The following is a 13,539-nucleotide window of genomic DNA, read 5'->3' as shown; positions in this document are numbered from 1 at the left end:
CAAGGCTTGAAGAAAAGCACTCTTAAAAAAGCAGCAAAAGCCTCGGTATGTATCCATGCCGGGGCTCACCCCGACAAAGAAACAGGCGCAGTTATACCGCCAATTCATCAAACAACAACATATGCTCAAACAAGCCCAGGTATTCACCAAGGCTACGAGTATTCACGTTGTCATAATCCAACAAGGACGCGATTAGAAGAATCACTTACGGCACTAGAGAACGCAAAATATGCACTGGCAACGTCAAGCGGTGTTTCAATTGAAATGCTAATAATGCATGCTCTGCCAGCTGGATCAACGATTCTTTGTGGTGATGATGTATATGGTGGAACTTATCGTCTCTTTACGACCGTTTTTAATTCCATTCATAAGTTTATCTTTGTCGATACAACTGATCCTAAAAAAGTTGAAGAGGCACTAAAAGAACATAAGCCTAAATTAATGTGGGTTGAAACACCAACGAACCCACTTTTAAAAATTTCTGATATTAAGAAAGTTTCAAAACTTGCGAAAAAATATAAGACTTTAACTGTTGTTGATAACACATTTATGAGTCCTTATTTTCAAAACCCATTAGATCTTGGTGCTGACATTGTGATGCACTCAATGACTAAATATATCAATGGTCACTCTGATGTTGTTGGTGGAGCCTGTATGCTCAACAACAAAGCACTTTACGAGAAACTTTGGACACTTCAAAAATCTCTTGGACCAACACAATCACCATTTGACTCTTGGTTAGTACTTAGAGGTATCAAGACTCTTGCGATTAGAATGGAAGCTCATGCAAAGAATGCAATGAAAATAGCAAAGTATCTCGAGTCGCATTCAAAAGTAGATAAAGTTCTCTACCCAGGCCTTAAGAGTCACCCTCAATATAAAATCGCAAAAAAACAAATGAGTGGCTTTGGAGGGATGATTACATTTTTCCTAAAAGGTGACATTAGAAAGTCTAAGAAGTTTTTACAAAACGTCGACATGTTCTCTTTAGCTGAAAGCCTTGGTGGTGTTGAGAGCTTAATTGAACACCCGGCCATCATGACTCATGCTTCTGTTCCCAAGAATGTTCGTGAAAGTATCGGCCTAACAGATAACCTAATAAGGCTATCTGTAGGTATTGAAGATGCTAATGATTTAATTTCAGATTTAGAAAGAGCATTTAAGACAATCTAGAAAGTTCCAGGGCCTGCATTTTCATCAATTTCAAGGCCATCAGAGCTTGTGTCTGAAGACTCTTCAACTTCAGTCTCTGCTGCTTTGTCTTGCGTTGTCTCAACTTTTGTTTCTTTCTCTGCTTTGAACTCTGCTCTAGCTTTTTTTATATCTTCAGGTATTCTCGCAATTGGCTTACGAATCATTAATGAATCATAATTACCATTGCGATTAAAAATATTATTTTCTTTCAAGTATGCGTTTAGTACTAAGCTTGCACAAAAAACTCTTCCGTGTGGATCATTAAGATTATTCTTTGCACCTTCTGCAAAGATAAGCCCATCATCTTCGATAATTTTACGTATTGTCTTATACTCATCACAGAAGTCATTTGAAGTTTTATGACACTCTCCGGCCTTACGATAAACATCGATTGACGTCGTCGTTGATTTTATATGAACTGGATCTCGACAAATATCAATCACCCACGATCGATTGTGATACTTATATTCGTTATGGGCCACTTCGACTTCACATTCTTTTTTAGAAATAGTCAGGGTTTTATTTAAAAGTCCAAATGGTGATGACTTATGAGAGACAGAAACATCAAAGGAAGACTGAAAACATTCAGTCCCTGTAAATGCTATTATTGAATTAATTGTTAAAAATAGAATACTAAATTTTAGAAATTGCATTTTTATCTACCTCTATCATTAGAATTGTTTGATCATTTGGTAAGAAGTCATTCTCATTATAGCCCTTTTTTGTTTGAAATGTTAATTCACTAATGAATTCAACAGGAGCCGCCCAATTCTTTTTAACAAATGTTAAATACTCTTCTCCATCAATTTTATCTTCAATATTCTTAAAAAAGCCAGGAGATAGTAATAACAGGCCTTCACCTTTATTTAACTGAACTTCTTGCGTTGATGTATTATAGTTCGATGGGAACGCGCTACCATTTCTCGCTAATACAACACCATCTTTATTTAATAATTCATGATCACCAATATTAAGCACCTCAGCACTTAAGTCTGAAAGCTTAATTCTAGCAATTAAAATGGAAGCATCTCCATATTCACTAAAGTCATCTTTCTTACTTTCTAAGTTTGAGATGACTTTAGTCATATCAATATTAGACTCTAGCTTCCAAGTTTCGATTAGTGATAAGAAGTTTCCGATAAGCATATATGATGATGCATGTAATGAAACAATCCATACTTCGCCACCAATTTTAAAGAAGTCAAAAAACTCGCCACCATTTGATGTACCAGCACAAAAGCGTGAAGTAATTCCTACTCCTCTTAGCTTTTCACTTCTAAATGGCGCCATATTACGATGCATTTCTTTAATATTTTCGACTTGGCCAACAAGTCCTTCCATAACAGAATTCATCTTGAATAATAATTGCTTTTGAGTCTCTAACGCTCTTAGCCCTTCTATCGCATTTTTTATATTGAGATAGTTTTCTTCTACAGACTTGTCTGCAAAAAATATTCCAAGACACATCTCATTGTCTAATAATGAACGATCAAGATCATCCCCTTCATTATAGATAATAATAAAATGGTCCTTGCTTTCGACATTCTTAAATGACTTTGTAAACACCACTTGACTTGCATCAAGTTCACGGTCAATTGAAGATCGTCCCTCTTGAGATTGAGGTAAATTTAATAATTCTAATAGATTATTTAGCTTATCGACGGCAATTTTATCGATATCTGAATCAATAATTCGAACGTGCATAACTCTTCCTAAGTATTCAAAATTATATAGGTATGGCACTAAATTTTGGCACCTTAAGAAAGTATTCTAGCACAATAAGCGACTAATATCATACTAATGCCCCGATTAAATTAAAGATTCCTTAAGAATAACCCGAAGAATTATTAGAATATGGGTATAACCTGACTATAACACTAGGTCTTGATAAATGAAGAAGAGCAAAATCGTAAATTTGGGTGAACGCAGAAAAAAAGCGAGTACTCGTAAGAGTGCTGACAAAAAAACGACATCACCTAAAGCCAACACAAAGAACAAGGTTTCAAACTCTGTACAGACAGATCCTACTGCCGTATTAGAAGCAGAAAACAAGGCCTTAAAACTAGAACAGAAAAAGATCTGTGAGATGGCCGCTCGAACAATCCTTCACGCACTAGACTGCAAAGATCATTATACATATGGACATAGTACTCGCGTTGCTTATTTCAGCCTCACTTTAGGAAGAGAAATTGGACTAAATGAAGAAGAATTATATGACCTAGAACTATCTGCTCTATTTCATGATATTGGTAAAATTGGAGTTCCTGACTCCGTTCTTAATAAACCATCAAGACTTACTGAAGATGAATTCCTTCAAATGAAGAGTCATCCTGAGAAATCTTATGAAATCCTACAAGGGTTTACTCATTTTGAAAAAGTTGCAAAGTTTGCAAAATACCATCATGAGAGATGGGATGGACGTGGTTATCCGGAAGGACTAAAAGGCGAAGAAATTCCTCTTTTCTCTAGAATTATTCTTATTGCTGATACATTTGATGCTATGACTTCAACAAGAGTTTACCGTAAGGGACTTGATTATGAAGTTGCTTATGAAGAACTCGATGAGTTCTCTGGATCACAATTTGACCCAGAGCTAGCACAAGCATTTATTCGCGCAATGAAAAAAGAAGAAGCTAAGCAAGAGAAAACTTTTACTCTTACTATCATAGATGGCCTCTTCAAAAAAGATGCTGCTTAATCTCTAATCACACTTTGGTGTTTCAGCAACAGTATTAATATTATACTCCTGTAAAGTTCTACAATCGTATTCCGTTGCTAAAATCTTCGATGTTGCACATTCCGTTGGCTTGCCTTCTTGTCTAAACCAAGCTTGGTTTGCCTTACAGCTCATATATGCTTCACGATCAACACATGCCCAGTGTTTTCCTTTACAATTATAAACAAGTCCACGACCAAAGTTTTCATAATTAGGTGGAGCACTATACTTAACCTTATCCTTTACAGCCGTTTTGTTTTCTTCAAGTTTATCGACGATTTTTCCTAAAGCAGAATCAAGAGACTCTTTTTGATCTTCATCTTCATTGGAATCACTTGCTTCACCCATCATAGTAGAATCCATATCACTAGTCTCAGGCAAAGGCGCCACAATAAGTGGATCAGAAGATGGCTCCTGCGTTTTCTCACCTAACTCCTGATTCGTTGTAGTTGCTTGATCTTCAACTTGTGGTTCATTCATTGAATCAACATTACCATCAGAGCTTTCAGTATCAGACTTTGTTTCTTGAGTAACGTTTTGATTATTTGTCACTTCATCTGAAGGTTTCGCCTGAGGTTCATCACTTGGCCCAGCAGGTTGACTATCACCTTGTGGTTGCTCATCTTTAGCTTCTACAACTGGCTTAGTTTCCTCTTTAGTATTTTCAGGCTTCTTTTCGTCAGCTTTTTGAACTGTTTTTTCTTGTGCCTTATCTTGCGTTTTCTTTGGTTTAGCTTTTCGTGGCTTTCTTGCTTTTCTTTTTAATGGGGCCACCTCTGGCACTTCTTCTTCAGAAGAATCACTAAGTAAGAAGGTATCAACGGCCATAGCGACTACAGCGACAATTAAGATGATCTTAATGAGTTTGCTTTTCTTCTCTTTTTTCTCATCCTTTTCATCTTCATCATCATCGTCATCGTCGTCTTCATCTTCCTCGTCACCATCTTCATCGTCATCTTCGTCATCAGACTTTTTCTTCTTCATTAGCTTTGCTAAGAATGGTAACTGCTTTTCTAGAAAGCTCTTTTCTTTGTCGTCATCTTCTTCGTCTTCTTCATCATCATCGTCTTCGTCTTCGTCTTCATCTTCATCTTCATCATCGTCAGATTTTTTCTTATTTAATAACTTTGCAAGAAAAGGTAATTGTTTCTCTAAGAAGCTCTCTTCTTCCTCATCTTCATCTTCATCTTCATCTTCATCATCTTCGTATTCTTCGTCATCTGATTCATCATTATCAATAGCGTCTTCAGCTTCGACTTCATCATCAAATTCTGAAATATCTTCTTCGGTTGGAATCCCTTGTATCTCAGGTCCTCCTGGTATCTTTATATCAGTAGACGTGGCGTCGTCTAAATCGACTGATTCATCTTCTTCATCAAGTTCATCTTCAGACTCTTCAGAATACTCATCAAGTAACTCTTCATCATCTTCTGACTTCTTGAGCTTTCCTTTCATCTTGTCGAAAAAACCTTTCTTGGCCACGTAAATTCTCCTAATTCTAAACTAAAGAACTTTTTCATTTTACTGTATAAATGGAAATCGATGAAGGAATATTCTCTATTTAGCGCTTTTAACCAACCCTTAAGCTCGGTTAAAGTAGCAAATATTTTTAACGAAATCAGGAGATAGAATCAAAGAGTTTGAATTCAAGGCAGTTTTATCACCAAAATATAATGTTCCATCACCTAAGACTTTGGTTATATTCATGATGACTTCTCCCATCGTGCGACGATAATTAATCTCAACAATAGGACAAATTTTAGTTTCAGAATTTTCAAGATAGATCATATTATCAAATTGAATTTTATTATTTAAAAGAGCTTCTGGAATATGCTCTTTAATATCATTGATGTATTTCTCAAGATCAAAAGAAATAGGAAGCTCATTGATTTGAATTAGACGCCCTCCTTTAAACTCTCCCTTATCACTAACGAAATTTTCTACAATAAAGTAGTCATTATTTTTAAAGTCGTAAGTAACACCAAATGTTTTTACAACTTTTACATAGCGAGATTGAACACCTGGAAACCCTAGTCTTTCGAAGTCTTTTACAGAATTTAATACCTTGTTTCCTATTCCAGAAAATGTTTGATCTGGTCGGTAAAAAGTTGGAAATGATTCTTCTAAGTCCTCTTTAGATCTTATAATCTTATCAGCTAAAGGCCTATGCCATTTCGCTAAAGCACATTTTGAATTGGTCTCTTTAACCTGTTCAAAGTTTTCTAAGTTACCCCACCAGTTAATATAATTTGTAATATTGTCGTCAATATTAGGTATCGTAAAACCAAGATCATGAAGATGACTTAAGTACTTATTTGAGTATTTATTTTGGGAACATAGAGTTACATTAGATCCATTATTTACAAGAAAGAAAATATACTCTAACTCTTTTAAGAACTTTTCATTTTTGAAGTTTTTATTATTTCGACTTAAGGCCGCATCGAAATCGAGGTTTACCCTAAATCTCACTTCCATTCCTTGCGTTTTGTAACGATGAATCCATCTTGATAATTTTTAATTTTCTCAATGAAGTCTTCATCCATGCCTGTACGAACTCTTCCTTCATGATCGAAAATCATGCCCTTGGCCCTTGCTGGTGATAGTAAGTCAGGAAGTGAAGAGACATAGAACTCCCAAAGGTCTTTTTCGTTTCTCCAGCGATTTAGCCAATGAATTCCAAATCCCACATGAGAAATCTCATCTTCATATACTACATTTAAGATTGCAGATGACTTCTTATCTCCAACCCCTGCAAATATATCACGATAGAATTTTGCAAAGTCTAAGTTTGCAGCTTCAAATGTTAATGCCATAACCGCAAAGTATTCTTCAAAGCTTGTTAACTTTTGCATCTGACGCCAAAAGAAGTCATTTACAGGAAGATCGCCAAAGTCTATTCCAAAATCATTCATTCGTTTTCGATAGAGATTGAAGTGCTTGATTTCATCATCAATTGTAGAAAGTATTCCCGTTGCAATACGCTTGTATTGAGACTTATCTTCAATTGGAATATACATTAGAGCTGCCGCCATCATCTCAATCGCCAGTAACTCATGATTAGCAAAGAAGTGAAGTGCCATGGCCTTCTTTTCATCCAAGTGAAAACTTCCTTTCTTTGGGAATTTCACTTGCTCACTAGAAAATTTAATACGGGACTCACGCTCAGGCATGAGATCTTTGATACCATCGGCCGTTTTTTGATAAGATAAATCACTTACTACACTAGTTGCAGTAAGCTTATCCTCTAGATTTGGTGATTCTAATAATAGCCTTGCGTAATCGTATATATTCATGACTCATCGTTTGGTAACTTTTCTCTTACGACTAACATTCTTACGCTTACCCTGTCCAGAATTTGGTTTACCTTTAAAGTTTTTACCACCTGGACGACGGCCTTTTCCACCTTGGCCAGGCTTTCCGCGGCGATTTCCGCCAGGTCTACGACGAGCGGCCTTCCTCTTCTCAAAACATTCCTCACAAATTGGAAATTTTGAATCATCAGGAAGCTTGCAACCACATGAAGAACACTTAGCAACAATTTTTTGTGATAAGAGTTCATTTAGCTGATCAATAGCAAGTTGCTTATTATTTAAAAGCTCAACTTCTGAATAAACGAAGTTCTTATTATTAAAGTGTCTTGAGAGCCATTGATAAAGCTCGACACATTTAATGGAAGTTTCAAGATAATCAATATCCCCAGAGTCATGCTCAATTGGCTCGGCCGGAATCCCTTCCATATTTACATACTTATGAAGGATCCAATTATAATGTTGAACATGGTCACTTAAGCCTAAATTTACTGGAGCACATGCAAACCCGAAGATCTCTGCATCAGTAAGTGTTCCATTAGAGTCAGCATCCTCAACCATCTCGGCCAGCTCGATCATCTCTTTCATATCAACGCACTCAAAAGGCTTTTGGAATGTCATTGTGTTAAAGAGCCTTAAGAACTCAGAGAGCTTTAATTTTGGAAGATTATTATCTATTAAAGCACGGTTGACTTGGTTGAAAATATCTAAGTCAGGCCCAACCATACATTTTTCACTTTGATCCAGTACTGCACTCATGGCCTCTTTAATACTTTCGATTCCATCTTCAACTTTACGAAGACAAGTAACAGCACCTTTTGGAAAACGTTGGTAACGTCCTGCTCGACCACCAATCTGCTTAATCTCACTTACTGAGATATCGTGTTGTTGGCCATCATAGAATTTTGATAGAGTCGTAAAAACAACTCTCTTAATTGGAAGATTCATCCCCATAGCAATTGCATCAGTTGATACAATGACATCAGTTTCACCTTGATCAAATTTTCTCGCTTGCTCACGACGAACCTCCGGCGAGAGTCGACCGTATACAATTGAAACTTTATATCCGAGACGCTCTAGGTCTCTCTTGTGTCTTAGTGCATTCTTTCTAGAAAATACAATAAGTGCATCATTCTTTTGCATATCTGCAAGAACGATTGGATGAGGTTCAACATAGAGCTCAGTCATTCTTGTATATTCATTTATGATGAGTTCATCACCACATAGATCGACAATATTTCTTACCATCTCAAGAGCTGAAGCATCACCACATAGGTGAACTTCATCTGCCATGATATTTACTAAGGCCCTTGTCCATGCCCAACCACGAGATGGATCTGTAATCATTTGGATTTCATCAATTACACAACAGTCAAAGACTTCTTGGAGCCTGGCCATTTCAATCGTTGATGAATAGTGAGTCGAACCTTCTCTTTCAATAACTTCTTCACCAGTTAAAAGAGTTGTAACTGCACCTTTAGAGTTTAAAGTATCGTAGAGTTCAGCTGCAAGAAGTCTTAGTGGTGCAAGATAGCAACCTTTAGGAACACTCGAGAGCTTCTCGATAGCATGATATGTTTTACCAGAGTTTGTAGGTCCCATGTGATAGACAATCTTTCTCTTCATTTGTCTAGCAGCTGAGTGAGTCCAAAACTCCCCTAGGTATTCTTGAAGGATAGTTGAAGATACATCCTTCTTTTTGAGAATAATAATTGATTTAACAAACTTCTTAAATTCACGAATTAGATAGCGCTCATTACGCCAATAATTTGTTGAAAGTGATGAGTAGAACTTATGATACTCATCTTCTGTGATCAGATCTGTACTTAATTCATTTTCTTCAAGATACTGATCAAAGAGCATATGCACATTACGTTTATGTAATTTTGCTAATTCAGATGGATAAGAAAATTCAGAACGGTAATATTGTTTGACCTGATTCTCTAGACGATTAAGAGATGATCTCTTAATTGTATTTCTTAATTTATAAAAACTCTTATCAAGTCTTTTTTGTAGATCAAAGACGATGTCTGAAACAGTATTGAGTCCGCTATCAATTTCTTCTTTGATTGTTTCTTTCTTAGAATCAATTAACTCAACACAGCTTTCGTATACAGAGTCTCTTAATAAAGCTCTGAAGTCATTTACACATTTAATACACTGACATTTTAACTCACCAATTTTATGTTTAGTTAAGTCAACATCTTCTGCTCGAATAAATTTTTGTGTTTCATTGTGCTTATCAACAATTTTCTGCGACCACATCTTGAATGTCTTCTCATGTAGAGAAAGAACATTTTGAGAAAGACCACCATCTTGTCCAAAAAAGACAGCTTCTTTTTCTGGGATAAGGCAATCATCAATAAAGATTAGATCGAGAATATTTTCTTGCTTTATCAACAAGTTGAAATTAGTGAACTCATTGTTAAAGAAGTAAACCAATGATGGATATTCATCAAAAACTTTCCATAACGGAGTCAAAAGACTTTCTAGAAAATCGAGGACGATATGAGCATCTTCGCTCGTTCTAACATAACTATCATCTTCAGCGAAATTATTGACTTTGATAATATTTTTACGTTCTATTTCAATGTTTTCTCTAATGTCAGAGAAGTCAGGTAGCTTATTTATTTCTTGCGAGCTCATGCTTTAAAGATACGTTGCGGGAAGAAATTGTGCAAGTAATCTTAGGTGTTAAATACAAAAAAATACATTATAATCAAAAGGTCATTTGAAAATTAAAATAAATAGGATTCGTTATGAAAACATGGCTCACAGAAACATTTAATATTAAATATCCAATTATCATGGCCCCGATGTTCCTCGTATCAAGTATAGATATGCTAGTTGAAGCTTCAAAGGCAGGTATTATGGGTTGTATCCCAGCGCTAAACTGGAGAACACCAGAGGAATTTGAAGAAGGTCTAAAAGAGCTAAAAGAAAGATGTGAAGGTCCATTTGGAATTAATATCATTGTAAATCAGTCAAACATCCACATGCACAAGCAAATTGATCTATGTGCAAAATATGCACCTGACTTTATCATCACTTCACTTGGAAACCCAAAGGAAGTAATTGAGAAATGTCATCCTCAAGGTACAAAAGTTATCTGTGATGTTGTTGACCTAAAATATGCAAAGAAAGTTCAAGATCAAGGAGCCGATGCAGTAATCGCTGTAAACTCTGGAGCAGGAGGTCACGCTGGACCAACTCCAGCAAGTATTCTTGTTCCATTACTTAAGAGAAATCTTGATATTCCAGTTATTTCAGCAGGTGGTATCGCAACAGGTTCCGGTTTATTTAGTATCATGGCCCTTGGCTGTGAAGGTGTTTCAATTGGTTCACCATTTATTGCAACAAAAGAGTCAATTGTTTCAGATGCATATAAAGAAGCTGTGGTAAATTACGGCGCCAAGGATATCGTCATGTCTAATAAGATCTCAGGGACTCCTTGTACGGTTATCAACACTCCTTATGTACAAAAAATAGGAACAGAACAAAATATCGTTGAAAAGGCCATGAGTAAGAATAAGAAGCTTAAAAAATATGCAAAGATGCTCACTGGTTATAAGGGAATGAAAGCAGTTGAGAAAGCTGCCTTTGGAGCAACATATAAAACTGTTTGGGTTGCTGGCCCTTCAATCGAATTCATTGAAAAAATTGAAACTGTTCAAGAAATTGTTAAACGTCTGATAACTGAATATGAAACAGCAGTTGAAGAGTTCTTAGCAAAAAGATCGTAATTATGTTTAAGCTTCCTAAGGTTTTACGTTATCAAAATTTTAGAAAGCTCTATATTGCAGGCTTAACGTCTGAGCTTGGGTCTTTTGTTTCAGAGACGGCCCTCATGCTCTTAGTCTTTGAACTATCAAGTAATAATAAGGCCTATCTCGGTGCTGCTCGAGCAGTATTTCTCTTATTCCTCACTATCGGAAATCTCATCGGTGGTGTTATTGGAGAGAAGTATAATCGTAAGAAGGTATTACTTTTTACCAATTATATTAGAATTCCGATTATCTTCACTATTCTCTTTGTGGAAAGTCCTGAAGTTGTCATTTTATGTGATGGGCTCATTGCTCTTTTCACAGGAATGTATAATCCAACACGCCAGGCAATGGTAAATGATATAGTTCCTCAAAAGGATATGAATAAGGCAAACGCATTATTTGGTTCGGCCTTTGCAGTACTTCATATGATTGGACCATTTCTAGGTGCCACAATGTTTACCGCCTTTGGTGGTATTAAAGAAGTCGTTGCCTTAGATTTTCTAACATATATCGTGGGTATCTTCTTTATTATGTCACTAACCTATAATCCTCCTAAACATGAAGAAGATAGTGAGAAGTTCATCTCCGAAATAAAGAATGGAATTAAATACGCCAAGACTCAAAAGCCTTTATCGGCGATTCTATCCAACGTTGTCATTGAGGGGCTCGTTCTTGGGTTTATGTTTCCATTGATACTTCCTTATATGACTGAAGTTCTAGGTGCTACAAAACAAGACTACGGTATTGGACTAGCGCTTTTTGGACTTGGCGGGCTTTTTGGTGGCTGGGCAAGCTCCACTATTCTTAAAGATCATTCTGTTGGTAAAATTATAATAACAGCGCTTTATATTGAACCAATACTAATGGCAGTTTGGCTACTGTCAGCTTCCTACTTTGCAACTTTGATTATCTTCTTTATATGGGGACTTGTTGTCTTTATACGAATAACAAATCAACTAAATTATGTCTCAAATAAAGTAGAAACTAAGTACCTAGCACGTAGTTTTGCCTTGCTCGACTTAGGCTTCGTCGTTCCAAATATACTTGGTGGGATCATTCTTACGTTTATTGGAAATAGTTTTAAAACAGAAGAAATACTCTATATCGTATGTATCGCATTTTGCACCTTGATTTTTCCAAGGATGCTATTTTCCGATATGAAAGCATTATTTAATATTAATAACGAAACTGTCGAAAGGGATACATCAATCCAAGACAGTATATAAAAAGTTATTAGAAGGTATCAATATGACAACAATTTGGTTAAGAGATGAAGATAAAGAGTTTGAAAAAAGAACTCCTCTAACACCAGAAAATGCAAAGAAGCTTTTGGACGCAGGTTACAAAGTTATTGTAGAAAAATCTAATGACCGTATCTTTCCTATCCAAGAGTATGAGAAATTAGGTTGTGAAATCAAAGAAAGTCATGCCTGGATTGAAGAAGCTCCAGTCTCGGATGATGTCTTTATTTTAGGACTAAAAGAATTAAAAGAAACCGACACATTTCCACTTAAACATAATCATATTTACTTTGCCCATATCTATAAAGGACAAAATGGAGCCGAAAAGGTTTTCCATCGCTATAGTGAAGGTCAAGGAACACTCTTTGATCTTGAGTTCTTGTTAAATGAAGATAAACGCAGAGTAGCAGCATTTGGTTACTGGGCAGGATATGTTGGGGCGGCCTTGAGTGTAGAGAACTTCTTCTCAGAGTCTCCAGCTCCTCTGCGACATTACTCTTCAAAAGATGAATGGCTAAAAATTATAAATGAAAAGAGACAAGGAAAAAGAAACCCTTGTACCTTTATCATTGGCGCTTTAGGGCGTTGCGGAAGTGGTGCTAGAGAGCTACTTGATGATCTTGAACTTGAATCAGTTAATTGGGATGTGGATGAAACAAAGAAAGGTGGCCCTTTTGAAGAAATCATTAATGCCGACATCTTTATCAATACAGTTCTTATGACGACTAAGATTCCACCATTTCTTGATAAATCACTTATGGAGAGAAATCAGAAACTCTCTTATATCTGTGATGTGAGTTGTGATCCAAATAGTGACTTAAACCCTATTCCTATTTATGACGTGCATACAACATGGGATAAACCTCTTCATAAAGTTGAAAGTTCTATCGATCATGAATGCAATATTATCGCCATTGATAATCTTCCTTCAGCACTACCAAAAGAGAGCTCGATTGATTACTCGAATCAATTGATTCCTCACCTTTTAGAGCTTAAGAATGCGAAGGATTACTTTACATGGTCACATGCTAAAGAGATTTTTGAAACGAAGAAGTCTGCTAATAAGTAAGCATGTTGCTAACTTTAGCAAAGCTAAAGTGTCGCTTTTCCTTTGCGATAACTTTCCCATTGCTCCTGAGAAAACAAAACCGACATAAACGTCGGTTTGTTTAAATCGCTTTTTAGCTAAAGATTGGGGAGCTAACACTGCATCATATCTTAGCTTCGCTAAGATGCTGCAGCTGTTTTTACATGGTCGCATGCTAAAGAGATTTTTGAAACGAAGAAGTCTGCTAATAAGTAAGCATGTTGCT

General features: G+C 36.2%; 11 protein-coding genes. 5 read left to right on the top strand and 6 right to left on the bottom strand.

Annotation, left to right across the window (positions count from 1 at the left end):
- Positions 1-6: 6 nt before the first annotated feature.
- Positions 7-1,173 (top strand): trans-sulfuration enzyme family protein, encoded by a 1,167-nt coding sequence (locus tag ACMAZI_RS02960; protein WP_412473799.1) that lies wholly within the window; start codon positions 7-9, stop codon positions 1,171-1,173.
- Here ACMAZI_RS02960 and ACMAZI_RS02955 read toward each other — a convergent pair.
- Complete coding sequence (locus ACMAZI_RS02955; protein ID WP_412473800.1) at positions 1,170-1,847, bottom strand: hypothetical protein; 678 nt, start codon at positions 1,845-1,847, stop codon at positions 1,170-1,172. The two genes, ACMAZI_RS02960 and ACMAZI_RS02955, sit on opposite strands and share 4 nt — an antisense overlap.
- Positions 1,828-2,898, bottom strand: a complete 1,071-nt coding sequence (locus ACMAZI_RS02950) for a hypothetical protein (protein WP_412473801.1) — start codon at positions 2,896-2,898, stop codon at positions 1,828-1,830. Before ACMAZI_RS02950 ends, ACMAZI_RS02955 begins: the two co-directional genes overlap by 20 nt.
- Before the next feature lie 187 nt (positions 2,899-3,085).
- Here ACMAZI_RS02950 and ACMAZI_RS02945 point away from each other — a divergent pair, with 187 nt between their 5' ends.
- Entirely contained in the window at positions 3,086-3,892 is an 807-nt protein-coding gene (locus tag ACMAZI_RS02945; RefSeq protein ID WP_114705679.1) for an HD-GYP domain-containing protein, read from the top strand.
- Between the two features lie 3 nt (positions 3,893-3,895).
- Here the strand turns inward: ACMAZI_RS02945 and ACMAZI_RS02940 are convergent, their stop codons facing one another.
- The 4 genes from ACMAZI_RS02940 to ACMAZI_RS02925 form a co-directional block, all read right to left on the bottom strand.
- Positions 3,896-5,392 carry a hypothetical protein gene (locus ACMAZI_RS02940; protein ID WP_412473802.1) on the bottom strand — a complete coding sequence of 499 codons (1,497 nt, stop codon included), beginning with the start codon at positions 5,390-5,392 and terminating at the stop codon, positions 3,896-3,898.
- Positions 5,393-5,491: 99 nt separating this feature from the next.
- Entirely contained in the window at positions 5,492-6,379 is an 888-nt protein-coding gene (locus ACMAZI_RS02935) for a hypothetical protein (protein ID WP_412473803.1), read from the bottom strand.
- Complete coding sequence (locus tag ACMAZI_RS02930) at positions 6,376-7,203, bottom strand: DUF455 family protein (RefSeq protein WP_334677968.1); 828 nt, start codon at positions 7,201-7,203, stop codon at positions 6,376-6,378. Before ACMAZI_RS02930 ends, ACMAZI_RS02935 begins: the two co-directional genes overlap by 4 nt.
- A 3-nt stretch (positions 7,204-7,206) precedes the next feature.
- Complete coding sequence (locus ACMAZI_RS02925; RefSeq protein WP_412473804.1) at positions 7,207-9,864, bottom strand: helicase-related protein; 2,658 nt, start codon at positions 9,862-9,864, stop codon at positions 7,207-7,209.
- 113 nt (positions 9,865-9,977) lie between these two features.
- Here ACMAZI_RS02925 and ACMAZI_RS02920 point away from each other — a divergent pair, with 113 nt between their 5' ends.
- From ACMAZI_RS02920 to ACMAZI_RS02910, 3 genes are read left to right on the top strand one after another with little or no spacing between them, the layout of a single operon-like run.
- Complete coding sequence (locus tag ACMAZI_RS02920) at positions 9,978-10,961, top strand: NAD(P)H-dependent flavin oxidoreductase (protein ID WP_114705684.1); 984 nt, start codon at positions 9,978-9,980, stop codon at positions 10,959-10,961.
- 2 nt (positions 10,962-10,963) lie between these two features.
- The gene (locus ACMAZI_RS02915) at positions 10,964-12,211 is read left to right on the top strand and encodes an MFS transporter (protein WP_412473805.1); all 1,248 of its coding nucleotides are present in this window, start codon (positions 10,964-10,966) and stop codon (positions 12,209-12,211) included.
- Positions 12,212-12,233: 22 nt separating this feature from the next.
- Positions 12,234-13,295: a saccharopine dehydrogenase gene (locus ACMAZI_RS02910; protein ID WP_412473806.1), complete on the top strand. Its 1,062-nt coding sequence runs from the start codon at positions 12,234-12,236 to the stop codon at positions 13,293-13,295.
- The last annotated feature ends 244 nt before the right edge of the window (positions 13,296-13,539 follow it).

The sequence above is a fragment of the Halobacteriovorax sp. YZS-3-1 genome (assembly GCF_047084945.1).
GTDB lineage: Bacteria > Bdellovibrionota > Bacteriovoracia > Bacteriovoracales > Bacteriovoracaceae > Halobacteriovorax_A > Halobacteriovorax_A vibrionivorans.
This window is presented reverse-complemented; position numbering and strand designations above follow the sequence as displayed.

What these genes read in the sequence shown, in the direction of transcription:
- ACMAZI_RS02930 (WP_334677968.1), bottom strand. Translation starts at nt 7,203, where the DNA reads ATGAATATATACGATTACGCAAGGCTATTATTAGAATCACCAAATCTA.
- ACMAZI_RS02910 (WP_412473806.1), top strand. Translation starts at nt 12,234, where the DNA reads ATGACAACAATTTGGTTAAGAGATGAAGATAAAGAGTTTGAAAAAAGA.
- ACMAZI_RS02920 (WP_114705684.1), top strand. Translation starts at nt 9,978, where the DNA reads ATGAAAACATGGCTCACAGAAACATTTAATATTAAATATCCAATTATC.
- ACMAZI_RS02915 (WP_412473805.1), top strand. Translation starts at nt 10,964, where the DNA reads ATGTTTAAGCTTCCTAAGGTTTTACGTTATCAAAATTTTAGAAAGCTC.
- ACMAZI_RS02955 (WP_412473800.1), bottom strand. Translation starts at nt 1,847, where the DNA reads ATGCAATTTCTAAAATTTAGTATTCTATTTTTAACAATTAATTCAATA.
- ACMAZI_RS02925 (WP_412473804.1), bottom strand. Translation starts at nt 9,864, where the DNA reads ATGAGCTCGCAAGAAATAAATAAGCTACCTGACTTCTCTGACATTAGA.
- ACMAZI_RS02945 (WP_114705679.1), top strand. Translation starts at nt 3,086, where the DNA reads ATGAAGAAGAGCAAAATCGTAAATTTGGGTGAACGCAGAAAAAAAGCG.
- ACMAZI_RS02950 (WP_412473801.1), bottom strand. Translation starts at nt 2,898, where the DNA reads ATGCACGTTCGAATTATTGATTCAGATATCGATAAAATTGCCGTCGAT.